Origin of the sequence: Pseudomonas canadensis (assembly GCF_000503215.1) — a bacterium.
Classification (GTDB): Bacteria; Pseudomonadota; Gammaproteobacteria; order Pseudomonadales; family Pseudomonadaceae; genus Aquipseudomonas; species Aquipseudomonas canadensis.
Genome location: NZ_AYTD01000004.1, coordinates 39,293 through 62,146, shown reverse-complemented (window position 1 = coordinate 62,146; position 22,854 = coordinate 39,293). Strand labels below are relative to the sequence as shown.

Here is a 22,854-nt window from a genome sequence, read left to right as displayed (position 1 = left end):
TCAGCGATTCTCGCGGCTTTTTGCCTGCCCACCTGCAACGGAGATGCGTGTGTTTGCCAACCTGCTGATTATCCTGGCCTCATCCTTGGTGGTGATTGCGCTGTTTCGTCGCCTGCAATTGCCACCCGTGCTGGGCTACCTGTGCGTCGGCCTGGCCGTGGGGCCCACTGCATTGGATTGGGTGAATGACAGCGAAGAACTGCCCGACCTGGCCGAACTGGGCGTGGTGTTCCTGCTGTTTTCCCTGGGCCTGGAGTTTTCCCTGACCAAGATGCTTGCCTTGCGCCGTGTGGTGTTTGGCCTGGGCAGCTTGCAGGTGCTGGGCTGCGGCGTGTTGCTGGGACTTTTGTTGATGGTCCTGGGGGTGGCGCCTGGGATCGCATTATTGCTGGGTGCAGGACTGGCACTGTCGTCTACAGCCATCGTCAGCAAGGAGCTGACCAGCCTCGGGGAAATCTTCAGTAGCCATGGCCAGAACGCGATTGGCGTGTTGCTGTTCCAGGATGTGGTGGCAGTATTGCTGCTGACCCTGGTGCCGGTGTTCGCTGGCACTGGCGAGCAAGCCTGGTATTGGGCGCTGCCCCTGACACTGGGCAAGACCGTGGTGCTGTTTGTCGGCCTGCTATTGGCCAGTCGCTGGTTGTTGCCGCGCCTGTTTCATGAAGTGGCCGCCTCCCATTCAGCGGAGCTGTTCGTGCTGCTGGCACTGGTGATTGTGTTGTTGACCGCCTGGCTCACTCACCTGCTAGGACTCTCCCCGGCTCTGGGGGCCTTCCTGGCCGGCATGCTGCTGGGCGAAAGCCACTACCGCCACCAGATCGAGGCGGATATCCGGCCATTTCGCGACATCCTGCTGGGGTTGTTTTTTGTCAGCATCGGCATGCTGATCGACCTGCAATTGTTTGTCAGCCATAGCCTGCTGATCCTCGGGCTAACGCTAACGCTGATGCTGGTCAAAGGTTGTGTGGTCGCCGTGCTGGTCAAGTTGCGCGGCAGCGACAGTGAAACCGCCTGGCGCAGCGGCCTGGCCCTGGCCCAGGGCGGCGAGTTCTGCTTTGCGTTGATGGCACAGATGCAGCAGAGCCGGTTGATACCTGACGAATTCAACGGCTTGCTGCTCGCGGCCACCTTTTGCTCGATGTTGCTCACACCGCTGCTGTTGCGCGCCGCACCCGGCATCGCCCTGCGGCTGCATCGCAAGCCCAACCAGCAGGTGCAGTTGGAAGAAATCACCGCGCTCAACGCTGAGTTGCGCGGGCACGCGGTGATTTGTGGCTATGGACGCGTCGGCCAATCCATCGGACGTTTTCTGCGCAAAGAGCAACAGGTGTTCATTGCATTGGACGACGACCCGGAACGCGTGCAGGAAGCCGCCACCGAAGACAGCAGCGTGCATTACGGCGATTGTCGGCGTGGCGCATTGCTCAGCGCAGTAGGCCTGGAACGTGCGCGACTGGTGGTAATTGCGGTGGACAACACCGATGTCGCACTGGTGGTGTTGAAGGAAGCGCGTCGGATCAACGCCGACGTGCCGATCCTGGTGCGCACCCGCGATGACAGCCAGTTAGCTGAACTGAAAGCCGCGGGCGCCAGTGAAGTAGTGCCCGAGTTGCTGGAGTCGAGCCTGATGCTCGCCTCCCACGCCCTGATCCTGCTGGGCCTGCCGGACCAACAGGTGCAGGCGCGGGTGGATGAAGTGCGGCAGAACCGCTATCGCCTGCTGCACGGTTTTTATCGGCAGGTAGACGAGCCGATCAATCCTGACTGACCGCGCCGATCTTGTGGATCGACAGATCCGCGCCGTAATACTCCTGCTCCTGGCTCAAGCGCAGCCCGGTGACGCGCTTGATCACGCCATACACCAACAGGCCGCCGGCCAGCGCCACCAGCACGCCGAGGGCGGTGCCGATCAACTGGCTGATCAGGCTCACGCCGCCCAGGCCACCCAGGGCGGTCTGGCCAAATATGCCGCAGGCGATGCCGCCCCACACTCCGCACAGACCGTGCAGGGGCCACACACCCAGCACATCGTCGATCTTCCAGCGGTCTTGGGCCGCAATAAAAAACCACACAAACAGGCCACCAGCGATGGCACCCGTGACCAGCGCGCCTACCGGGTGCATCAGGTCGGAGCCGGCGCAAATCGCCACCAACCCGGCCAACGGGCCGTTGTGCAGGAAGCCTGGGTCGTTGCGGCCGATGATCAGGGCCGCAACCGTACCTCCGACCATGGCCATCAGCGAGTTGACGGCGACCAGGCCGCTGACGCCGTTCAACGTCTGCGCGCTCATCACGTTGAAGCCGAACCAGCCGACGATCAGGATCCACGACCCCAACGCCAGGAATGGAATGCTCGACGGTGCAAACGCCACCAGGCGCCCTTCTCGATAACGCCCGTTGCGCGGGCCCAGCAGCAACACCGCCGCCAACGCCAGCCATCCCCCCATGGCGTGCACCACCACGGAACCCGCGAAGTCATGGAAGCTGGCGCCAAAGGTCGCGAGCAACCAGGCCTGCAGACCGAAATTGCCGTTCCACACCATGCCTTCGAAAAACGGATAGATAAACGCCACGATCAACGCGGTCGCGCAGAGCTGTGGAGCAAACCTTGCACGCTCGGCAATGCCCCCGGAAATGATCGCCGGGATCGCCGCCGCAAAGGTCAGCAGGAAGAAAAACTTCACCAGGCCATAGCCGTGATCGGCGCTGATCACCGCCGCCGGTTGCATGAAGCTCACGCCATAAGAGATCCAATAGCCTATAAAGAAATAGGCCAGAGTGGAGATGGCGAAGTCGCTGAGGATCTTCGACAAGGCGTTGACCTGATTCTTCTGGCGCACCGTACCGACTTCGAGGAAGGCGAAGCCGGCGTGCATGGCCAGGACCATGACCGCGCCGATCAGGATAAACAGGGTATTGGAACTATGGACGAGGGTGTCCACTGCACTTTGCACATTTTCCATGGAGATTGGCAGGCCTGCGATAAAGGCAAAAAGCACCAAAGCGGTTCAAGCCTCAATTGCGCGCACTAAATTGGCACCGCCGGTCCCACCCCTCTTTAGAGGGCGTGAACCGCTTTAGCGCAGCGATCAACACAACAGGCCGTTGCCGATAGGGTTTTTCCGCGAATTTCAGTTATTTAGGGTAAGGTTTTTCAAGGCTTCCTGCCTGACCGCCCAGATTCAGCGCAAGCCTTCGGGCCTGCGCACCAAGGCAAAGCAAAAGCTGTACCACACAATTGCACTGAACCTTCACCGAAGCCGGTGACTCGAAACCTACAGATCAGCCAATCACGGAGATAACCATGGCCAGAAGAACTGCAAAGACTGCTCAAGAAATACTGATGGCGGATTTTCAAACCCTGGTCAGCGACACCGAAAAGTTGCTGGATGACACCAAGGTGCTGGCGGGTGACCAAGCTGACGAGCTGCGCAGCAAGATCCACGAAAGCCTGCTCAAGGCTCGCGAAACCCTGCAACTGACCGAAGATTCCCTGCGCGAACGCGGTCAGGCGGCGGTCACTGCGACCGAAGATTATGTGCAGGCCAACCCTTGGCAGTCGGTGGGCATTGCTGCCGGCGTGGGCTTTCTGATCGGCCTGCTGGCCACAAGGCGCTAATCATGTCTATCGGCGAAACGGGCTCGTCCACGGGCACCACCTCAAGACGTCTGGGCGCGGCCGTGCTGGGCTTGCTGCATAGCCACGTCGAATTGTTTGGCATTGAATTGCAGGAACAGAAAGCCCGCACCGTCAGCCTGTTGCTGTTTGCCGGCCTGGCGCTAGTGTTTGCGCTGTTGTTGCTGGTGGGGCTGTCGACCCTGGTGATGATCCTGGTGTGGGACACCGGCTACCGACTGACCGGGATCATCTGCCTCTGCGTGTTCTACAGCTTGGCCGCCGCGTTCTGCGGGGTGCGCTTGAAGGCGGCGGTGTTCGATGAATCCACGCCGTTCCACGCCACCCTCGAAGAGCTGGCCAATGACCGGGAGCGCCTGCTGCCATGAGCATCACTGAAATCCCGCAAACCACTTCCCGCCGGGAAATGCGCAAGGCGTTGATCCGCCTGCGCATGGAAATGCACCGTCAGGAGATCCGCCACGAGTCCCAGCAACTGATGCTGCCCCTGAACAAGGTGCGCAACCTAGGGAGCAACTGGCAGGACAGCCTGGGCATCAAGCACGCGCCGCTGTGGGGCGTGGCCGCGGTGACGCTGATGGGTTTCTTTACCGGCAAAGGCGCCAAGGGCGGCGGCATCAGCAGCTTGACGCGCCTGGTGCGCCTCGGCGCCGGCTTGATCCCACTGATCAAACTGGCCATGCAGGGCTCTTCGCGTAAAAGTTGAGCCTGGCTGGCTGCATTCTTGCTAACAGAATCGGCCCGGCCCTCGTTTTCGAGGGCCGGGCCTTTTTTCGCCACCGTTCTTAAGGAGGCCCCGTGATTGACGGGCAACCGCTCGCCTGCTTCCAGCCGTTTATCGACACCGCCACCGGCCGCATTGCCGGCGTCGAGGCCCTGGGCCGTCTGCGCCAGGCTGACGGCCGCCTGCAATCCGTGGGCCCGCTGTTCGCTGACCCGCGCACGCCGGGCGTAACCTTGCGCCGGCTCGACCGGCAGATTCGCGACAATGCGCTGAGCCGCTTGCACGAAGCGCCCGAAGACTGGTTCCTGAGCCTGAACATCTCGCCGCGTTGGATCAATCGGCTGCGTCCAGGTCAAGCCCTGCCAAGCCTGAAACAGATCCACCACCATGGCGTCGACCCGCAGCGCATCGTGTTCGAGATCACCGAACTGGGTGGCGACATCCGGCGCCTGGCAGACGTGGTGGCGCGCTACCGCGAAGCCGGTGCGCGCATCGCCATCGACGACTTTGGCGCCGGCTATTCCCAGCTCGACCGGGTGCTGGCGTTGCAGCCGGATATCCTCAAGCTGGACATGCGCCTGTTCCAGGACGCCGCGCGTGGTGGGCCGAGCAGTGAAGTGGTGCGAGCCCTGGCGCAGATGGCCGAGAAGACCGGCTGCTGGATCATTGCCGAAGGCGTGGAAACCGAGGCCCAGTTGAGCTTCGCCCTGGAGTGCGGCTCGCGCTATGTGCAGGGCTATCTGTTTGCCCAGGCGCAGTTGGACTGGTTCGCCGCCGAGGCCTTCGTGCCGCGTTTCGCCCAGTTGCGCACAACCTACGTCCAGCAGAAGCTGGCGGAACGCGGGCGCGTCATGCAACTGCGCCAACAATTGGCCGAACTGATGAAGATCCTGCAAACCTGGGCCCAGGGGCAATCGCCGCTGAACCAACTGCCGCAACTGCCGGCGTTTCCCTGGCTGCTGCGCTTCTATCAGTGCGACCGGCATGGCACCCAACTCACACCGAACTTCGAGTGGCGCCAGGACGCGTGGCAATCCGACAGCCGCTACCTGGGTCACAACTGGTCGTGGCGCCCGTACTTCTATCATCTGCTGGCCGAGGGCTGGGAAGAGCGCCGCCTGACCCTGTCCTCGACCTACCGCGACGCCACCACCAACCAGTATTGCCTCACCGCCGGACAATTCTTCGATAACGGTCAGCGCTTACTGTTAATCGATATCGATGCGGCCGGGCTGTAGATTTTCGCTTGCCCAGGCCGCGCTGAACCGGGAAGCTGGGAGGGTCATTCACCGCACGGAGAGTACCCGCCTTGGATTGGCCCACCCTGTTGACTCGCGAACGTCTTGGCAAACCGCTGCACAGCCCGGAAGAACTGGGGCGTAGCCCGTTTCACAAAGACCATGACCGTATTATCTTCTCCGGCGCGTTTCGTCGCCTGGGCCGCAAGACCCAAGTGCACCCGGTCTCCAGCAACGACCATATTCACACGCGTCTGACCCATTCCCTGGAAGTGAGCTGCGTGGGTCGCTCCCTCGGTATGCGCGTCGGCGAAACCCTGCGCAGCGCCCTGCCCGACTGGTGCGACCCGAGCGACCTGGGCATGGTAGTGCAGTCGGCCTGCCTGGCCCATGACATCGGCAACCCACCATTCGGGCACTCCGGCGAAGACGCCATCCGCCACTGGTTCCAACAAGCAGCAGGACGTGGCTGGCTGGATGACATGAGCAGCGCCGAGCGCAATGACTTCCTGAACTTCGAAGGCAACGCCCAGGGCTTTCGGGTGCTGACCCAGCTTGAGTACCACCAGTTCGACGGCGGCACCCGGCTGACCTACGCCACCCTGGGCACCTACCTGAAATACCCCTGGACTGCCCGGCACGCCGACTCCCTGGGTTACAAGAAGCACAAGTTCGGCTGCTACCAGAGCGAACTGCCAATCCTCGAGCAGATCGCCCACAAGCTCGGCCTGCCGCAACTCGAAGAGCAACGCTGGGCCCGGCACCCGCTGGTGTATCTGATGGAGGCGGCAGATGACATCTGCTACGCCCTGATCGACCTGGAAGACGGCCTGGAAATGGAGTTGCTGGAGTACGCCGAAGTCGAGTCGCTGCTGCTCAACCTGGTGGGCGATGACCTACCCCAGACCTATCGTCAACTCGGCGCCCAGGACTCGCGCCGCCGCAAGCTGGCGATCCTGCGTGGCAAGGCCATCGAACATTTGACCAACGCCGCAGCGAGCGCCTTCGTCGAGCAACAGGACGCCTTGCTCGCCGGCACACTGCCCGGCGACCTGGTTGAACACATGCATGGCCCAGCCAAGCGCTGTGTGCTGGATGCCAAAGACATGGCGCGCAAGAAGATCTTCCAGGACAAGCGCAAGACCTTGCATGAGATTGGCGCCTACACCACCCTGGAAATTCTCTTGAATGCGTTCTGCGGTGCGGCACTGGAGCAGCATGGCGGACGCACGCCGTCGTTCAAGAACCGACGTATTCTCGATCTGCTGGGCAACAACGCGCCGAACCCCGAATGGCCGTTGCACACTTCGTTCCTGCGCATGATCGACTTCATCGCTGGCATGACCGACAGCTATGCAACCGAAATGGCGCGGGAAATGACCGGGCGTTCCAGTCCTCAATAACGAACACGATCAAGCTGCCTGCCCCTTAATGGAGAATCGACCTACGACGGTAACAGAGCAGCCTGATCGAATTCGCACAACCACCCGATGAATAATCACGCACGCTCTGGGCGATCCGGGCCAACTGTTCCTACACGCCCTCCCTCGACGCTTGACTCACCGTGTGGCCCCAATGCCCAGTTACCCGCTCCGTATCCTGCTGGTTGAGGATCATCCGTTTCAACTCCTCGCCACCCAATGCCTGCTCAGAAGCTTCGGGTTCGCACTACTGACTCCGGCCGAAAGCGCCGAGCAGGCAATCTGCTTGATGTCGCAGGCCGAAGTGCCCTTCGACATTATCTTGTGTGACCAATGCCTACCCGACTTACCGGGGCTCGAACTGATTGAAATCGCCAGTCGCCGACGCCTTACCACGACCGCCATCCTGTTGAGTGGTTTACCGGTGACAGAACTTGCCGGCCTGATAACCCAAGCCATGGAACGTGGCCTGCCTCTACTCGGTTATTTATCAAAACCGCTGAACAAGGAAGAGTTTGCGCACTTGCTCCGTCCACTCTTCAAATTAAGAATGTAGGAATTAAACATCATGTGCAGACGAAATATGACTGCAAAGAGCCAGTTAAATCCACAACGGCAGCCTCTAGCTTGTTCACGTCCAAAGCCGTGAGGTAGCGTTTCACTAAGCCTCGCAAACTAGTAGGCCGTTACCTTTTTTGATGTAGGACTTTTCCTGTTTTATATCTACTCAGCCCTTGACTCATGCTCCTCCCTCCTCTTCTGAGCTAATGTGCCCGCTTTATTTGCACTTGTACGGAATGTGATCATGAACTCAGTTTTTATTATCGATGACCACCCGGTTATACGGCTCGCCATTCGAATGTTATTGGAGCACGAAGGCTACAAAGTAGTGGGCGAAACAGATAACGGGTGCGACGCCATACAAATGGTCCGCGAATGCCTGCCTGACCTGATTATTCTGGATATCAGCATTCCCAAGCTGGATGGGCTCGAGGTGCTCTGCCGCTTCAATGCCATGAACACGCCGATGAAAACCCTGATCCTGACAGCCCAGTCACCGACCCTGTTCGCTACACGCTGCATGCGCTCCGGCGCGGACGGGTACGTGTGCAAGGAAGGCGACCTGAGTGAATTGCTGAGCGCCATTCGCGCGGTATTATCCGGCTACAACTATTTTCCCAGCCAGGCACTGAATACCAATGGTGCAGACGGCGTGGAATCCCAAGAACTTGAATTATTCAAAACCGTCAATGACCGGGAACTCATGGTCTTGCAACTTTTTGCACAAGGGCGAACCAACAAGGAAATTGCCAAAGGCATGTTTTTAAGTAACAAAACAGTAAGCACTTATAAAAAAAGGCTGATGCAGAAACTTCAAGCCAAATCCTTGGTAGAACTTATCGAGATGGCAAAACGAAACGCGCTAGTGTGAGAAAGCGGATGCCCAGGCGTATAAAGGACTATCTGATTACATTAAGTGCCGGCTTGTGCTTCAGCGCCGTCGTACTTGCGAACCAGCCGACGGGCTCGGAACATTTCTCCTTGTTGAGCCGTGCAGGCTCGGTTCAACTGGAAACCCACCTGAACAAGGCTCAACGCCAATGGTTGCAAAACAAGCGCGCGTTGGTGCTGGGCACTGCGGCGCCTGATTATCCCCCTTTCGACCTCACCTCCAGCGGTCGCGACTATGAGGGGATCACCGCCGATTACGCCGGCCTGCTGGCCAAGGCGCTGGCCTTGCCGGTGAAAGTCTTGCGCTACCCCTCCCGAGAGGCCGCGATCCGCGCGCTTGAAGCGGGAGATATCGATTTGCTGGGATCTTCCAACGGTTTTGAGGCGGAAAACCCGAACCTCACGTTGTCCGAGCCCTACGCAGTGGACCAGCCGGTCCTGGTCACCCGCGAAGGTGAGACCCGCAGCCTGAACAATGGGTTGGCCGGGATGCGCCTGGCGCTGGTCTACCACTACCTGCCGCTGAGCGAGGTGGAAAAGCTGTACCCCGAGGCGATCATCCGCATCTACCCTTCTTATCAAAATGCCTTGAATGCGGTGGCATTCGACCAGGCGGATGTGTTCCTGGGCGATACCATTTCCACCCATTACATGATCAACAAGGGCTACCTGAAGAACATCCGCATGGCCAATTTCGGCAAGCATGAGGCCTATGGATTCAGCTTTGCCATGCCCCAGCACCAGCAGACGCTGTTGAGTATTGTCGACGCCGTGCTGACGGCCGTGCCCACCAGCGAACGGGAAGCGATCGCCAAACGTTGGAGCGCTGGCAGCGATATTCTGCTGACTGACCAGAAGCTGCAATTGACCGCGCGTGAGGAGCGCTGGCTGAAGGACCACCCGGTGGTCAAGGTGACCGTGAACGAAACCTTCGCGCCACTGACGTTCTTCGATGCCGACGGCAACTTTCGCGGCATCACCGCTGACTTGCTGGAACTGGTTCGCCTGCGTACAGGGTTACGTTTCGAGATCCAGCGTGAGCGCGTCGTTCAGTCAATGATCGAACAGGTCGACGCCGGCAAGGCAGACATCATCGGCGCTATCATTCCCACCGCCGAACGGGAGGCCCAGTTAAACTTCAGTCGCCCCTATCTGGAAAACTCCTACGTGATGTTGACACGCAAGGAAAACCAGGCACCAACCAGTCTGGAGGGAATGGAAGGCAGACGTGTGGCCGTCACCCAAGGCAGCCCAATGGCAAGGTTCCTGCGCGAGAACTTACCAACGATTCAATTGGTGGAAACAGGCGACAATTTCAAGGCCGCCGAGTTGTTGGTGCAAGGGCAGGTCGACGGCGCGGTAAACAGCTTGGTGATCGCCAACTATTACCTCTCTTCCTCCATTTTTCAGGATAAGGTCCAGATCAGCTTCAGTATCGGCACGATGCCCGCTACCTATTCACTGGCTACCTCGCGCAACGCCACCGAACTCAGCTCAATTCTCGACAAGGCCATGCTGAGTATCGCTCCGGATGAATTGGGCATCATCAACAGTCGCTGGCGAGGTTATACGGCAGCCTCCGATAGCTACTGGCGCAACTATCACCAATTGATCGCCCGTATCATCATCGGCACCGGGCTTTTACTGTTGATATCCCTGAGCTGGAACGCCTACATGCGCCGCCAGATCAAGCACCGCAAGATGGCCGAGCGCGCCCTCAGTGACCAATTCGAGTTCATGCGTGCGCTGGTCAATGAAACCCCACACCCGATCTATGTACGTGACCGCAAAGGCCTGTTGCAGACCTGCAACGACAGCTACTTGCAGGTGTTCAACGTCAAGCGCGAAGACGTGATCGGCAAAAACGCCCTCCAGATGAGCACGGCCCTTGAAACCGACGCGACGCAGTACCATGCCGATTACCAGCGGGTGATGGCTGAGGGCAACCCGCTGATCCTGGACCGCACCCTGCATATCCAGGGGAAGAAACTGACGATCTACCACTGGATCCTGCCCTACCGTGACTCTACCGGGGAAGTGCAAGGCATCATTGGCGGCTGGATCGACATCAGCGAACGACGCCAGCTGTTCGATGAAATCCGCGCCGCCAAAGAACGCGCCGATGAAGCCAATCGAGCCAAAAGCACGTTCCTCGCCACCATGAGTCATGAAATTCGCACGCCGATGAACGCAGTGATCGGCATGCTCGAACTGACGCTCAAGCGAGCCGATCAGGGCCATCTTGATCGCCCCGCTATCGAGGTGGCATACAACTCGGCCAAGGACCTGCTAGAGCTGATCGGCGATATCCTCGACATCGCACGCATCGAGTCAGGCCGCCTGAGCCTTGCGCCGGAGCGTGTCAATCTGCGAGAAGTGATCGAGTCGGTGGTGCGTGTTTTCGATGGCCTGGCACGTCAGAAAACCCTCAGCCTGTCCCTTGAGTTCCTACCTGACCTGGATAACACCGAGGTCCTGATCGACCCGCTGCGCTTCAAGCAAGTACTGTCGAACCTGGTCAGCAACGCGATCAAGTTCACCGAGCGCGGCCAGGTGAAAATCAAGGTGCAGGTATTGCCTACCGATTTGGCGCAGCAGGTCGAGATGAAACTGGTGGTCGAGGATACCGGGATAGGCATCAGCCGGGATGATCAGTTGCGCCTGTTCGAACCCTTTGCCCAAGCCGACAACTCCGGACAACTGGCCAGGAGTGGCGCAGGCCTGGGGCTAGTGATCTGCCGCAGTCTTTGCGCAATGATGGGTGGGCAGTTAAGCCTGAGCAGCGTGCCCATGGTGGGCACCCAGGCGCATGTCAGCCTCAACATGACCCGCCTGCAGCCGGAACAGCCAGCGGCTGAGCAGAAACCCGAGGCGCCCGTAGTGGCGCCCGTACTCAACGTGCTGGTGGTGGACGACCACCCCGCAAACCGACTGCTGATGTGTCAGCAACTAGGCTACCTGGGACATCAGTTCACCGCCGCCCAGAATGGTGCCGCCGGGTTCCAGGCCTGGCGCCAGGAACACTTCGATTTGGTGATCGCCGACTGCAACATGCCCATCATGAATGGCTACGAGCTGAGTCGCACGATCCGCGAGTTCGAACAACGCGAGCAACTGGCGTCCTGTGTGGTACTGGGTTTTACCGCCAATGCCCAACCTGAAGAGAAGCAACGCTGCGCCGAAGCAGGCATGAACGACTGCCTGTTCAAACCGATCAGCCTCACGGCACTGGAACGGCAACTGGCGAAGATAGCCCCGCAAGCCACTGACCTGCACCTGGACCTTGGCAACTTCGAGGCGCTGACCGGCGGCGACCCGCAGTTGAGCTGGCGCTTACTGCAAGAACTGTTGAGCAGCAGTCAGGACGATCGCCAGGAAATGACGGCGCTGATCAGCGCTCACGCCCCGCTTCAGGAGATCACCGAACAGGCTCACAAAATCAAGGGTGCTGCACGCATTGTCCAGGCAGGTCCCCTTGCCAGGCAGTGCGAAACCCTTGAACAGGCGTGTACCCGCGGCGATGACTGGGCGTTGATCGAAGCCGGCGCGAAATCCCTGGAAAAGCTCATGCTGGAATTGGAGAGGTTGCTGAAAATGCAACTTCACGGTCTGAAGGGACAGTAGAGGGGCGGGAACCGCCCCTCCCATGATCAGCAGTCGGTCGAGCGAAGGAAAATCGTCGCCAGTTGTTCAATACCGGTCTGATCCTCGAGGGTAAAACGCGCCAGCGACGGGCTGTCGAGGTCAAGGACGCCAATCAGTTTGCCGTCCTTGACCAGGGGCACCACCAGCTCGCTGTTGGACGCGCTGTCACAGGCGATATGCCCTGGGAACTCATGCACATCCTCCACGCGCTGGGTCTGCCGCGAGGCGGCCGCGGCACCGCACACTCCACGGCCAAACGGAATGCGCACACAGGCGATCTGGCCCTGGAACGGGCCGAGCACCAGTTCTTCATTGCGATTGAGATAGAAGCCGGCCCAATTCAAGTCATCCAACTGGTTGAACAGGAACGCTGAGAACTGCGCGCTATTGGCGATGAAGTCCCGTTCATCGGCGAGCAGCGACTCCAACTGCGCGCAGAGCATGGCATAGCCGTCCAGGCCCGTGCCGGCGCTTTGTAGGTCGATCATGATTGACGCTCCAGCAATTTGAGGCCCACCCAGTAACGAGCGAACTGATAAGCACAACGGCCGTTGCGGTTGCCGCGACCGGTGGCCCAGCGTACGGCCAGGATGTCGAGGGCTTCATCGCGCTGCCACTGCAAACCAGCCTTGTTCGCCAGCTCGCCGATCCAGTGCTCCACCACATCCAGGAAATGCTCTTGTGTGAAGGGGTAGAACGACAGCCACAAGCCAAAACGGTCGGATAGGGCAATCTTGTCCTCCACCGCTTCGCTTGGGTGCAACTCGCCATCCACGCGCTTCCAGTTATCGTTGTCACTCTGGTTTTCCGGCACAAGGTGGCGGCGGTTGGAGGTGGCATACAACAGCACGTTTTCCGGGGCTTGCTCCAGGGAGCCGTCGAGCACGCTTTTAAGCACGCGGTAATCACCTTCGCCGGCCTCGAACGACAGGTCGTCGCAGAACAGGATAAACCGCTGCGGCAGCTTGACCAGTTGCTCGACCACACGCGGCAGGTCGGCCAAATGGTCGCGCTCGATTTCGATCAGGCGCAAACCGGCCTTGGCGTGCTGGGCCAGCAAGGCGCGCACCATGGACGATTTACCGGTGCCCCGCGACCCCCACAGCAGTGCATGGTTGGCGGGCAGACCGTCGATGAATTGCTGGGTGTTGCGCGCCAGTGTTTCACGTTGTTTGTCCACGCCGATCAGGTCGGACAGGCGCATCTCCAGGCTCACATCCAGCGGCAGCAGGAAACCACTGCGCCCTTCACGCTGCCAGCGGGCAGCCAGGCATTGGTTCCAATCGATGGTTTGGCGGGGCGCGGGCAACAGGGGTTCCAGGCGGGCGAGCACTGCATCGGCTCGCTCAAGAAAAGCACTCAATCGAGAATCCACAATTATTCCTCTGGCAAGTTCTTGCAAAAGATGGCGTATTGGCAACCCTGCGGCAGACCGCACGAGGCTGCGTAAAAAAACGATTCATGCCGGGTAAGCCAGAGCCTGTGGATGTTCAGCTATGCTTGCCGGGCGAAGGGAAACGTGAAGTGGTTCGACACTCAATGGATATCAAGTTCGCCCACCGCTTGTCTTATAAACAAGCCAGATTGACTGTGCTGGTCGGTTTCGTCTTGGGAACCTTGCTCAGCCTGATCCAAATCGGCATTGATTATGCCAGCGAAGACGCATCCATCAACCGTGAAATTCGCTCGCTGATCGAAATCAGCCACAACCCCGCCTCACGCATCGCCTATAACATCGACGCCGAACTGGCCCAGGAACTGACCTTGGGCCTGCTGCACTCCCCCGCCATCATTCATGCCCAGTTGATCGACAACAACGGCGTGGTGCTGGCCGATGTCGACCGCCCGCGTAAAGAAAGCACTTACCGCCCCGTCAGCGATTTCCTGTTCGGCGCCAACCGTCAGTTTGAAGACCGGTTGTTCCTCAGCCACATGCCCAACGAGTCCCTCGGTGTGCTGCGCCTGGACGTGGACACCTATGCCTTTGGCAGTCGCTTCCTGCGCCGTGCCGAGATCACCTTGCTAAACGGCTTCGTCCGCAGCCTGTTGCTGACCGGCATTCTGTTGGGCTTGTTCTACGTGATGCTGACCCAGCCGTTGGTGCGCATCATCCGCGAGCTGAGCAACCGCCGACAGGCACGCCTGGACTGCCCGCCCGGCCACGAGCACGATGAAATCGGCGTGTTGGTGAACGTTGCCAACCAGCAGTTTGAAAACATGGAGACGGAGATCCAGCAACGCCGCCACGCCGAAGATCGGCTGACCGAATACCTGGGGCAACTGGAAGACATCGTGTCCGCACGCACCCTGGAGCTCAAGGCCAGCAACCAGCGGCTGAGCCAGTCCAACGATGAATTGGAAGCGGCGAAGATCCACGCGCTTGGCATGGCCCAAGCACGGGCGGCATTCCTGGCCAACATGAGCCACGAAATCCGCACACCGCTCAACGGCCTGCTGGGGATGATCGCGCTGTCACTCGACAGCCCACTCAACGCCGAGCAGCGTCAGCAACTGTCCATTGCCCATGACTCGGGCAAAGTGCTGGTGGAGTTGCTCAACGATATCCTCGACCTGTCCAAGTTCGACGCTGGCCAATTGGAGTTGGAGCGCATCCCGTTCGACCTGGGTTCTCTGGTGGAAGACACCGCGAACCTGTTGTCGCAGAACGCCGCGCCGAGCGTCGAACTGACGTGCCTGATCGACCCGCAGTTTCCCGCCCAGGTCCTGGGCGACCCGACCCGTGTGCGACAGATCGTCAGCAACCTGCTGTCCAACGCCCTCAAATTCACGCGCTTCGGACGGGTAGATGTTCGCCTCAGCGCGCGGGAGGGCCAGGTACGCATCGAGGTCTGCGATACCGGCATCGGCATTGCGCAGGAAGCCCAGGTAAAGATCTTCCAGCCCTTCACCCAGGCCGGCGCCGGCATCACTCGCCAGTTCGGCGGCACGGGCCTGGGCCTGGCGCTGACGCACAACCTGTGTGAAGCCATGAAAGGCCGACTGAGCATCAGCTCGGAAGTGGGCTTCGGTAGCCAGTTCTGCGCCGACCTGCCGCTGCCAACCCATTTGCCCGCCGTCCAGCCACTGCCGCTCAAGGGTGAGGTCATCGCCATTACCCATGCCGGCAGCGGCCTCACCGAACTGCTTACCACCCTGCTGCCTCACTGGGGGCTGACACCCCGCTGCTACTCGCAAGACGATGACGTGAGCGGGCAAACCCCGGACCTGCTGATCACCGACTGCCCGGAATGCCTGTTTCGCCTGCGCCCCACCCTCAGCGCGCCAATCTTGCTGGTGACCGCCTATGGCAACTTCATGCCCAGCGAGGAAGTCGCCGCACTCGCGCCGCTGCAACAACAGGCGCGACCGCTGAGCCGCAATGCGCTGTATCAGATCCTGCACCGTAACCTGCGCAGCGACACGCAACTGATCCTCGACCCGATCCAGATGGAAACCGTGCCCCTGGCGCACAGGGCGCGCATCCTGCTGGTGGAGGACAATCCGGTCAACCAACTGGTGGCCAAGGGCATGCTCAGCAAACTGGGATGTGAGGTGATCGTCGCAGCCCATGGTGGCGAGGCGCTCAAATTCCTTGAGGAACAACGCTTCGACCTGGTGTTGATGGACTGCAATATGCCGGTGATGGACGGCTACGAGGCCAGTCGGCAGATCCGTCGCAGCGGGCGCTGGCCGGACCTGCCGATCGTTGCCTTGACCGCCAACGCGCTCTCCGAAGAGCGCGAGCGTTGCCGGGCCGCGGGCATGAATGACTACCTGGCCAAGCCGTTCCGTCGTGAGGAACTCAGTGGTCTGCTTGAGCTGTGGGTGCCGAAGACGACAACTCTCTGATCTGTCGAAGCAACTGGTCCAAGCCCGCGCGCAAGGCGTCAGCCTGGTTCAGGTCGATGCCGCTGTCGCACAGCAGCCGGGTCTTGAGGCCATGGGTCCGGTCACGCAGTCGCACACCGGTTTCGCTCAAGCTCAGGTGCACCTCCCGCTCATCCTTGGCGCTGCGCTGACGCTTGACCAGACTGAGTTGCTCAAGGCGCTTGAGCAGCGGCGTCAACGTGCCCGAATCCAGCATCAAGCGCTCCCCCAACGCCTTGACCGTGGGCTGCGCCGGCGCTGTGGCGTGCCACTCCCACAACACCAGCATCACTAGGTATTGCGGGTAGGTCAGACCCAACTGATCGAGCATCGGCTTGTACGCGCGGGTCACCGCCCTGGAGGCGGCGTAAAGCTTGAAACACAGTTGATTATCGAGCGCCAGGGAGACGGTCATTTGAGCAGGGCTTCGATCTCTTGGGTCAGGTGCTGCGGCTTGGTGGTCGGCGCAAAGCGCTTGACTACCTGGCCGTCGCGGCCGATGAGGAACTTGGTGAAGTTCCACTTGATACCCTTGGAACCGAGCAAACCCGGCGCCTGTTGTTTCAGTTGCACAAACAACGGGTGGGCATCGCTGCCATTCACGTCAATCTTCTTGAACAGCGGGAAGCTGACACCGAAGTTCAGCTCGCAAAACTCGGAAATCGCGCCTTCGTTACCGGGTTCCTGCTTGCCGAACTGGTTGCAGGGGAAGCCCAACACCACCAATCCCTGATCCTTGTACTGCTGCCAGAGCTGTTCCAGGCCCTTGTACTGTGGGGTGAAGCCGCACTTGCTGGCGGTGTTGACCACCAGGATGGCCTTGCCGGCGAAATCGGCCAAGGTCTTTTGCTCACCTTTGATGGTGGTGCAAGGGATGCTCAGCAGGTTGTTGCTCATGGCAGTGTCTCGATAACGGAAAGAAAGGATAAACATAGTGATCAATTCAATTGCGTGCAATTTAATTGACCAGAATGATAGCCCGATATCAAACGATAACCGCTTCTGTGGCGAGGGAACTTGCTCCCTCGCCACAGAAGATATGTTTATCGCGGAACGAGGTCCAGGCACACCGAGTTGATGCAGTAACGCAGGCCGGTCGGCGGCGGACCATCCGGGAACACGTGCCCCAAGTGAGCATCGCATTTGGCGCAGGTCACTTCGGTGCGGATCATGCCGTGGCTGACGTCACGGATCTCGATCATCGCGCTGTCGGCGATCGGCGCGTAGAAGCTCGGCCAGCCACAGCCGGAGTCAAACTTGGTAGCCGAATCGAACAGTGGCTCATTGCAGCAGATGCAGTGATACACACCGTCGGTCTTGGTGGCATTGTACTTGCCGCTGAAAGGACGCTCGGTGCCCTTGAGACGGCATACGTTGTACTGCTCTGGATCGAGCATCGCCTTCCACTCATCAACGGTTTTCTGCAACTTTTCCATCGGTACACCTCGGCAACTGAAAAAGCCTGATCTGTGTCTTTTCCATGGATCAGGCGGCACGTATGATTGCGCCTCTTCAAAACGCCAGTCTGGCACCCGCGCTACCGGCATTCAAACGTATTTATGGGTGCGGGCCCCGCAGGATTCGCAGTACGGTAGTGTCCCCACCGTCTGGATCGTTCATTTTCAGGATCACATCGCCATGCAGGTCAGCAAATCGAACAAGCTCGCCAACGTCTGCTACGACATTCGCGGCCCAGTGCTCAAGCACGCCAAACGCCTGGAAGAGGAAGGCCATCGCATCCTCAAGCTGAACATCGGCAACCCGGCGCCCTTTGGTTTCGAAGCGCCGGACGAAATCCTCCAGGACGTGATCCGCAACCTGCCCACCGCCCAGGGCTACAGCGACTCCAAAGGCCTGTTCAGCGCGCGCAAGGCGGTGATGCAGTACTACCAGCAAAAGCAGGTCGAAGGTGTCGGCATCGAAGACATCTACCTGGGCAATGGCGTGTCCGAGCTGATCGTGATGTCCATGCAGGCCCTGCTCAACAATGGCGACGAAGTGCTGGTGCCGGCGCCGGATTACCCGTTATGGACCGCCGCCGTGACCCTGGCCGGCGGCCACCCGGTGCACTACCTGTGTGACGAAGGCGCGGACTGGTTCCCGGACCTGGCCGACATCAAGGCCAAGATCACCCCGAACACCAAGGCCCTGGTGATCATCAACCCGAACAACCCGACCGGCGCGGTGTATTCCAAGGAAGTCCTGCTGGGCATGCTGGAACTGGCGCGCCAGCACAACCTGGTGGTGTTCTCCGACGAGATCTACGACAAGATCCTTTACGACGACGCCGTGCACGTGTGCACCGCCTCCCTGGCGCCGGATCTGCTGTGCCTGACCTTCAACGGCCTGTCCAAGTCCTACCGCGTGGCGGGTTTCCGTTCGGGCTGGATCGCAATCTCTGGTCCCAAACACAACGCCCAGAGCTACATCGAAGGCATCGACATGCTGGCCAACATGCGCCTGTGTGCCAACGTGCCGAGCCAGCACGCGATCCAGACCGCCTTGGGCGGCTACCAGAGCATCAATGACCTGGTCCTGCCTCAAGGCCGCTTGCTGGAACAGCGCAATCGCACCTGGGAACTGCTCAACGCCATTCCCGGCGTGAGCTGCGTGAAACCCATGGGTGCGTTGTATGCCTTTCCGCGGATCGACCCAAAAGTGTGTCCGATCCTCAACGATGAGAAATTCGTGCTCGACCTGCTGCTGTCGGAAAAGCTGCTGGTGGTGCAAGGCACGGCGTTCAACTGGCCGTGGCCAGATCACTTCCGTGTAGTGACATTGCCACGCGTGGATGACCTGGACATGGCCATTGGTCGCATCGGCAACTTCCTCAAGTCCTATCGCCAGTAACGCGAACGACGCTGTACGGCCGACAATCGGTCGTACAGCGAGTATCTAGCAACACTTCTTTGGCTTTTCCCCGTACAGGCCCTTCGCCGTGACTGAAAACGCCAGCGACCCCCTGTATTCACGGGACAGCGAGGTACCGGCGAACCGATTCAGCCCTGTTTTCCCTATCGGAAATGCCCTTCAAGGCTCTACATTCAGGCTGTAGGACACAGTTTGAAATAGTCGCTCGGTTGAATCACCCCATGCCGCACCTTATATACCCCGCAGTACGCGACATATTAAGCATGAGGAGAATTCTACAACCATGATGCGCATCCTGCTGTTCTTGGCCACTAACCTTGCGGTCGTGCTGATTGCCAGCATCACCTTGAGCCTTTTCGGCTTCAATGGGTTCATGGCGGCCAACGGGGTTGACCTGAACCTCAATCAGCTGCTGGTTTTCTGTGCGGTCTTTGGTTTTGCCGGCTCGCTGTTCTCGCTGTTCATCTCCAAGTGGATGGCGAAGATGAGCACCAGCACCCAGGTGATCACCCAACCCCGTACCCGGCATGAACAATGGTTGCTGCAGACCGTCGAGGAGCTATCCCGCCAAGCCGGCATTAAAATGCCTGAAGTCGGGATCTTCCCGGCTTATGAAGCCAACGCCTTTGCCACCGGCTGGAACAAGAACGACGCGCTCGTTGCGGTGAGCCAGGGCATGCTGGAACGCTTCTCGTACGATGAAGTGAAGGCCGTGCTGGCCCACGAGATCGGCCACGTGGCCAACGGTGACATGGTCACCCTGGCCTTGGTACAAGGCGTGGTGAACACCTTCGTGATGTTCTTTGCGCGGATCATCGGCAACTTTGTCGATAAAGTGATCTTCAAGAACGAAGGTGGACGCGGTATTGCCTACTTCGTGGCGACCATCTTCGCCGAGTTGGTGCTGGGCTTCCTGGCCAGTGCAATCACTATGTGGTTCTCTCGCAAGAGAGAGTTCCGTGCAGATGAAGCCGGTGCCCGCCTGGCCGGTACCGGGGCGATGATCGCGGCGCTGCAACACCTGCGCTCCGAGCAAGGCCTGCCGGTGCACATGCCGGACAGCCTGACCGCCTTCGGCATCAACGGCGGCATCAAGCAGGGCATGGCTCGCCTGTTCATGAGCCACCCACCGCTGGAAGAGCGTATCGACGCACTGCGTCGCATGGGCTGATAACCCGCAAGGCAAAAAAAGGGGCGATTGGATCGCCCCTTTTTTGTGGACACAATTTAGGCCTTGGTCAGCCGATAAACCCGCTCATCGAGCCGCGTGACACCCTCCTGCACAAACTTCCAGCTCTCCTCCAAGACGTCTTGCTCTTGCAGCGCCCGCAAGGTCCAGTCCGAACCGAACAACACCTTCACCTCATCATCAGTCACTGCAAACGGTGGCCCGGCCTTTTGCGTCTGATCGTAATCAAGGGTGATCAGCAGCCCCTGGCAACCCGACGGCAGCAGGCGGCTCAAATGCTCGGCGTACTGCGCCCGCATCAGCGGTGGCAAGGCGATCAGGGCGGCGCGGTCATACAACGCGGCGCAACCCACCAAAGCTTCGGCATCCAGGGCGAAGAAGTCGCCGCACCACACTTCGATCAAATCAGCCTGATACACCGTAAAGGCACTTCGCCGAGTGATACGTGGCACGAGGTTCTGCTCGCTGAAAAACGCCTCGACGGCCTGCTCTGACAGTTCCACACCCATAACCCGCAGCCCATGACTGGCCAGCCACACCAGGTCCAGGCTCTTGCCACACAAGGGCACCAGCACCTTGGAGCCCTCAGCAACCGCCAGTTGCGGCCAATGTCGTTGCAGGTAAGGGTTGAACTCGGACAAATGAAAGCCGATCTGATTGCGTGCCCAGCGTTCCTGCCAAAACTCAGGCTCCATAGATCCTCCATAAAATTCGATCAAATGGTACTAAAACTTATATTAGATTTAGATCAATGATCTGACTGAAGATGGGCCCATGTTAACGCTCAGGACCCCCTTATGCTCCCCAGCCTGTTTATCTCCCACGGCTCGCCCATGCTTGCCCTGCAACCCGGCGCCAGCGGCCCGGCCCTCCAGCGACTCGCTGCCGAGATGCCACGCCCGAAGGCAATCGTGGTGGTGTCGGCACACTGGGAAAGTCACGAACTCCTGGTCAGCGGCAGCGCCGCGCCCGAAACCTGGCACGACTTCGGCGGCTTCCCCCGCGAGTTGTTTGCCGTGCAGTACCCGGCACCGGGTGACCCGCGACTGGCCGCTGAAATTGTCGAGTTGTTGAAGGCCGACGGCTTGAATGCACGCACTGATGACCGTCGCCCCTTCGACCATGGCACCTGGGTGCCGCTGTCGCTGATGTACCCGGCGGCGAATATCCCGGTGGTGCAGGTGTCGTTGCCCAGTAGCATGGGCCCTGCCCTGCAGACCCGCGTCGGGCACGCCCTTGCCAGCCTGCGCGAGCATGACGTGCTTCTGATCGGCTCAGGCAGCATCACCCACAACCTGGGCGAGCTGGACTGGCGTGCGGGGCCCGAGAGCATCGAGCCTTGGGCGCGAGACTTCCGGGACTGGGTGGTCGATAAGCTGGCCGCCGACGATGAAAAGGCGCTGCACGACTACCGCCGCCAGGCGCCGAATGCCGTGCGCAACCATCCCAGTGATGAGCACCTGTTGCCGTTGTACTTTGCACGTGGCGCCGGTGGTGATTTCAGCATCGCGCACCAAGGTTTCACCCTGGGCGCGCTAGGCATGGATATCTACCGCTTCGGCTAACAGCGCCCATCGCAGGAATGGGACAGTCCGCAGGTGATAGGCACTAATGCGCTAGCCCGGCAACTACCCAGTCCGCGGCCTAGGCCTTCTTCTCATAACCCACTCCTTTTAAGGAGAAGTGGATTTCCTTTCCTACACCCGAGTCTTTGGTAATCTGCTGGGTACCTACTATCGAGTTCTTATACCTACCGTATAAACCGCTACTGTTGATTTCGCCCACTTTAACAGCGCCCTTATCATCTGTAGTAAAGGGCGCTGAAAAACTGCCGGTCGTTGGAGCAATCTGTGAACTTTTGTTTATCTTTGCGCCATAGTGTTCGACAAACCCAGTGTCTCTACCGGCCAGCGCAACCTTTCTGTCGACATAAAGATCTTTGACGTGCTGTTTGGGACCCGGATTATTCGGATCCGTGACATCCTGGATATAAGCGCTCAACTTCTGGGGATCTTCAAGGTCTCGCACTATCGTCAGATTATACTTATGCCCAAACTTGAAATCGACCAATGTGCTATTGCTGGCACCCTTTTCCCCATCAAACTCAGCGCGACCCTGTGGCGCTTTGAAATGCGGACCGTGTCCAGAAAACACCACCAACGCTTTGCCGTCCCCACGTGGCTGCAGCCCTATATAGCCACGGCCGAGAGGCTTACCACTGTCGTCATTGAGTCCAAACATCATCGCGTAATAAATACCCGCATCCTTGCCTGTTTTTCTTTGAAGACCTTCATCAATACTCATTGGAAACGTAATGTTGTTTAACCCAGGGGATGGTGCGGGAAGTGAGTAACTCACACCATACAGCCCATTCGGTGCTGTGGCTTCTTTCTTGATTTCGAGTTTTGGATCGCTCACCTTATCAAGCGCTGAGTTATGGCTCGTGATCGATGATGGTACAGCGCCTGGGCTGGTTTCTTTTTTCAGACGCACTAGTGCATCACTCAATAGGCTAGCCCTCCCTGACGACGGAAGACTATTTTCATCTTCTTGGAAGTGATCAACACGTGGCTCGTCCTTCCTATTAATGGACGGTTGCACGGGAGGATGAATATCAGGCTCAGGCATTCTTGATGGGGGACGGAGTGTGTAATCAATGCGCATAACAGCTGCAGCCTCTTTCCAGTGAGTCAATAATCAATCAACAGTAGTGACTCACTTACAAGCAGACTGTCAGACAGGTCACTCATGCGCTCGGAATTTACTTAAACCTGATTTGATCATTACCTGACAACGAAAACCGACCTTTC

21 protein-coding genes are annotated in these 22,854 nt (G+C 59.2%); 13 read left to right on the top strand and 8 right to left on the bottom strand.

The features are described 5' to 3' along the window. Positions 1-43: 43 nt before the first annotated feature. The gene (locus tag U367_RS0102995) at positions 44-1,768 is read left to right on the top strand and encodes a cation:proton antiporter (protein ID WP_084651046.1); all 1,725 of its coding nucleotides are present in this window, start codon (positions 44-46) and stop codon (positions 1,766-1,768) included. Here U367_RS0102995 and U367_RS0102990 read toward each other — a convergent pair. Continuing rightward, entirely contained in the window at positions 1,755-2,963 is a 1,209-nt protein-coding gene (locus U367_RS0102990; RefSeq protein ID WP_028615672.1) for an ammonium transporter, read from the bottom strand. The genes U367_RS0102995 and U367_RS0102990 overlap by 14 nt on opposite strands. Before the next feature lie 341 nt (positions 2,964-3,304). Here U367_RS0102990 and U367_RS0102985 point away from each other — a divergent pair, with 341 nt between their 5' ends. From U367_RS0102985 to U367_RS0102950, 8 genes are all read left to right on the top strand, one after another. Beyond that, entirely contained in the window at positions 3,305-3,619 is a 315-nt protein-coding gene (locus U367_RS0102985; protein ID WP_010211812.1) for a DUF883 family protein, read from the top strand. Between the two features lie 2 nt (positions 3,620-3,621). Beyond that, a complete protein-coding gene (locus U367_RS0102980; RefSeq protein ID WP_012723020.1) occupies positions 3,622-4,005 on the top strand; it encodes a phage holin family protein in 384 nt (127 codons plus the stop codon). Further along, positions 4,002-4,343, top strand: coding sequence for a hypothetical protein (locus U367_RS0102975; RefSeq protein WP_028615671.1), 342 nt, complete (start codon positions 4,002-4,004; stop codon positions 4,341-4,343). Before U367_RS0102980 ends, U367_RS0102975 begins: the two co-directional genes overlap by 4 nt. Positions 4,344-4,435: 92 nt before the next feature. Then, a complete protein-coding gene (locus U367_RS0102970; protein ID WP_028615670.1) occupies positions 4,436-5,599 on the top strand; it encodes an EAL domain-containing protein in 1,164 nt (387 codons plus the stop codon). A gap of 71 nt (positions 5,600-5,670) precedes the next feature. Further along, the gene (locus tag U367_RS0102965) at positions 5,671-7,002 is read left to right on the top strand and encodes a deoxyguanosinetriphosphate triphosphohydrolase (RefSeq protein ID WP_028615669.1); all 1,332 of its coding nucleotides are present in this window, start codon (positions 5,671-5,673) and stop codon (positions 7,000-7,002) included. A 172-nt stretch (positions 7,003-7,174) separates the two neighbouring features. Next, positions 7,175-7,576 (top strand): response regulator, encoded by a 402-nt coding sequence (locus U367_RS0102960; RefSeq protein ID WP_028615668.1) that lies wholly within the window; start codon positions 7,175-7,177, stop codon positions 7,574-7,576. 249 nt (positions 7,577-7,825) lie between these two features. Next, complete coding sequence (locus U367_RS0102955) at positions 7,826-8,452, top strand: response regulator transcription factor (RefSeq protein WP_028615667.1); 627 nt, start codon at positions 7,826-7,828, stop codon at positions 8,450-8,452. Between the two features lie 8 nt (positions 8,453-8,460). After that, positions 8,461-12,096 (top strand): transporter substrate-binding domain-containing protein, encoded by a 3,636-nt coding sequence (locus tag U367_RS0102950; protein WP_032864126.1) that lies wholly within the window; start codon positions 8,461-8,463, stop codon positions 12,094-12,096. Between the two features lie 26 nt (positions 12,097-12,122). On the opposite strand, the gene U367_RS0102945 is transcribed toward U367_RS0102950, so the two are convergent. Then, positions 12,123-12,605 carry a GAF domain-containing protein gene (locus tag U367_RS0102945; protein ID WP_028615665.1) on the bottom strand — a complete coding sequence of 161 codons (483 nt, stop codon included), beginning with the start codon at positions 12,603-12,605 and terminating at the stop codon, positions 12,123-12,125. Beyond that, positions 12,602-13,492 (bottom strand): ATP-binding protein, encoded by an 891-nt coding sequence (locus tag U367_RS0102940; protein ID WP_028615664.1) that lies wholly within the window; start codon positions 13,490-13,492, stop codon positions 12,602-12,604. The genes U367_RS0102945 and U367_RS0102940 overlap by 4 nt, the downstream gene beginning before the upstream one ends. A gap of 164 nt (positions 13,493-13,656) precedes the next feature. On the opposite strand from U367_RS0102940, the gene U367_RS0102935 reads away from it, so the two are divergent. Beyond that, positions 13,657-15,966, top strand: coding sequence for a hybrid sensor histidine kinase/response regulator (locus U367_RS0102935; RefSeq protein ID WP_028615663.1), 2,310 nt, complete (start codon positions 13,657-13,659; stop codon positions 15,964-15,966). Here the strand turns inward: U367_RS0102935 and U367_RS0102930 are convergent. From U367_RS0102930 to msrB, 3 genes are all read right to left on the bottom strand, one after another. Then, positions 15,920-16,399, bottom strand: a complete 480-nt coding sequence (locus tag U367_RS0102930) for a MarR family winged helix-turn-helix transcriptional regulator (RefSeq protein WP_028615662.1) — start codon at positions 16,397-16,399, stop codon at positions 15,920-15,922. The genes U367_RS0102935 and U367_RS0102930 overlap by 47 nt on opposite strands. Beyond that, positions 16,396-16,881: a glutathione peroxidase gene (locus U367_RS0102925; protein ID WP_028615661.1), complete on the bottom strand. Its 486-nt coding sequence runs from the start codon at positions 16,879-16,881 to the stop codon at positions 16,396-16,398. The genes U367_RS0102930 and U367_RS0102925 overlap by 4 nt, the downstream gene beginning before the upstream one ends. 146 nt (positions 16,882-17,027) lie before the next feature. Beyond that, positions 17,028-17,420 carry a peptide-methionine (R)-S-oxide reductase MsrB gene (gene msrB, locus U367_RS0102920; RefSeq protein WP_028615660.1) on the bottom strand — a complete coding sequence of 131 codons (393 nt, stop codon included), beginning with the start codon at positions 17,418-17,420 and terminating at the stop codon, positions 17,028-17,030. A gap of 202 nt (positions 17,421-17,622) precedes the next feature. On the opposite strand from msrB, the gene U367_RS0102915 reads away from it, so the two are divergent. Together U367_RS0102915 and htpX are read left to right on the top strand one after the other, a co-directional pair. Then, the gene (locus U367_RS0102915) at positions 17,623-18,834 is read left to right on the top strand and encodes a pyridoxal phosphate-dependent aminotransferase (RefSeq protein WP_016978462.1); all 1,212 of its coding nucleotides are present in this window, start codon (positions 17,623-17,625) and stop codon (positions 18,832-18,834) included. 304 nt (positions 18,835-19,138) lie between these two features. Further along, entirely contained in the window at positions 19,139-20,026 is an 888-nt protein-coding gene (gene htpX, locus U367_RS0102910; protein WP_016978461.1) for a protease HtpX, read from the top strand. Between the two features lie 56 nt (positions 20,027-20,082). On the opposite strand, the gene U367_RS0102905 is transcribed toward htpX, so the two are convergent. Then, complete coding sequence (locus U367_RS0102905) at positions 20,083-20,739, bottom strand: thiopurine S-methyltransferase (RefSeq protein ID WP_028615659.1); 657 nt, start codon at positions 20,737-20,739, stop codon at positions 20,083-20,085. Positions 20,740-20,841: 102 nt separating this feature from the next. On the opposite strand from U367_RS0102905, the gene U367_RS0102900 reads away from it, so the two are divergent. Continuing rightward, positions 20,842-21,609, top strand: coding sequence for a DODA-type extradiol aromatic ring-opening family dioxygenase (locus U367_RS0102900; protein ID WP_028615658.1), 768 nt, complete (start codon positions 20,842-20,844; stop codon positions 21,607-21,609). Positions 21,610-21,688: 79 nt separating this feature from the next. Here the strand turns inward: U367_RS0102900 and U367_RS0102895 are convergent, their stop codons facing one another. Then, positions 21,689-22,552, bottom strand: a complete 864-nt coding sequence (locus U367_RS0102895) for a hypothetical protein (protein ID WP_236639964.1) — start codon at positions 22,550-22,552, stop codon at positions 21,689-21,691. Between the last annotated feature and the right edge of the window lie 302 nt (positions 22,553-22,854).

Excerpts from the sequence above, each read along its gene's own strand:
- U367_RS0102995 (WP_084651046.1), top strand. The coding sequence starts at position 44 with ATGCGTGTGTTTGCCAACCTGCTGATTATCCTGGCCTCATCCTTGGTG.
- U367_RS0102990 (WP_028615672.1), bottom strand. The coding sequence starts at position 2,963 with ATGGAAAATGTGCAAAGTGCAGTGGACACCCTCGTCCATAGTTCCAAT.
- U367_RS0102985 (WP_010211812.1), top strand. The coding sequence starts at position 3,305 with ATGGCCAGAAGAACTGCAAAGACTGCTCAAGAAATACTGATGGCGGAT.
- U367_RS0102980 (WP_012723020.1), top strand. The coding sequence starts at position 3,622 with ATGTCTATCGGCGAAACGGGCTCGTCCACGGGCACCACCTCAAGACGT.
- U367_RS0102975 (WP_028615671.1), top strand. The coding sequence starts at position 4,002 with ATGAGCATCACTGAAATCCCGCAAACCACTTCCCGCCGGGAAATGCGC.
- U367_RS0102960 (WP_028615668.1), top strand. The coding sequence starts at position 7,175 with ATGCCCAGTTACCCGCTCCGTATCCTGCTGGTTGAGGATCATCCGTTT.
- U367_RS0102955 (WP_028615667.1), top strand. The coding sequence starts at position 7,826 with ATGAACTCAGTTTTTATTATCGATGACCACCCGGTTATACGGCTCGCC.
- U367_RS0102950 (WP_032864126.1), top strand. The coding sequence starts at position 8,461 with ATGCCCAGGCGTATAAAGGACTATCTGATTACATTAAGTGCCGGCTTG.
- U367_RS0102945 (WP_028615665.1), bottom strand. The coding sequence starts at position 12,605 with ATGATCGACCTACAAAGCGCCGGCACGGGCCTGGACGGCTATGCCATG.
- U367_RS0102935 (WP_028615663.1), top strand. The coding sequence starts at position 13,657 with ATGGATATCAAGTTCGCCCACCGCTTGTCTTATAAACAAGCCAGATTG.
- U367_RS0102930 (WP_028615662.1), bottom strand. The coding sequence starts at position 16,399 with ATGACCGTCTCCCTGGCGCTCGATAATCAACTGTGTTTCAAGCTTTAC.
- U367_RS0102925 (WP_028615661.1), bottom strand. The coding sequence starts at position 16,881 with ATGAGCAACAACCTGCTGAGCATCCCTTGCACCACCATCAAAGGTGAG.
- msrB (WP_028615660.1), bottom strand. The coding sequence starts at position 17,420 with ATGGAAAAGTTGCAGAAAACCGTTGATGAGTGGAAGGCGATGCTCGAT.
- U367_RS0102915 (WP_016978462.1), top strand. The coding sequence starts at position 17,623 with ATGCAGGTCAGCAAATCGAACAAGCTCGCCAACGTCTGCTACGACATT.
- htpX (WP_016978461.1), top strand. The coding sequence starts at position 19,139 with ATGATGCGCATCCTGCTGTTCTTGGCCACTAACCTTGCGGTCGTGCTG.
- U367_RS0102905 (WP_028615659.1), bottom strand. The coding sequence starts at position 20,739 with ATGGAGCCTGAGTTTTGGCAGGAACGCTGGGCACGCAATCAGATCGGC.
- U367_RS0102900 (WP_028615658.1), top strand. The coding sequence starts at position 20,842 with ATGCTCCCCAGCCTGTTTATCTCCCACGGCTCGCCCATGCTTGCCCTG.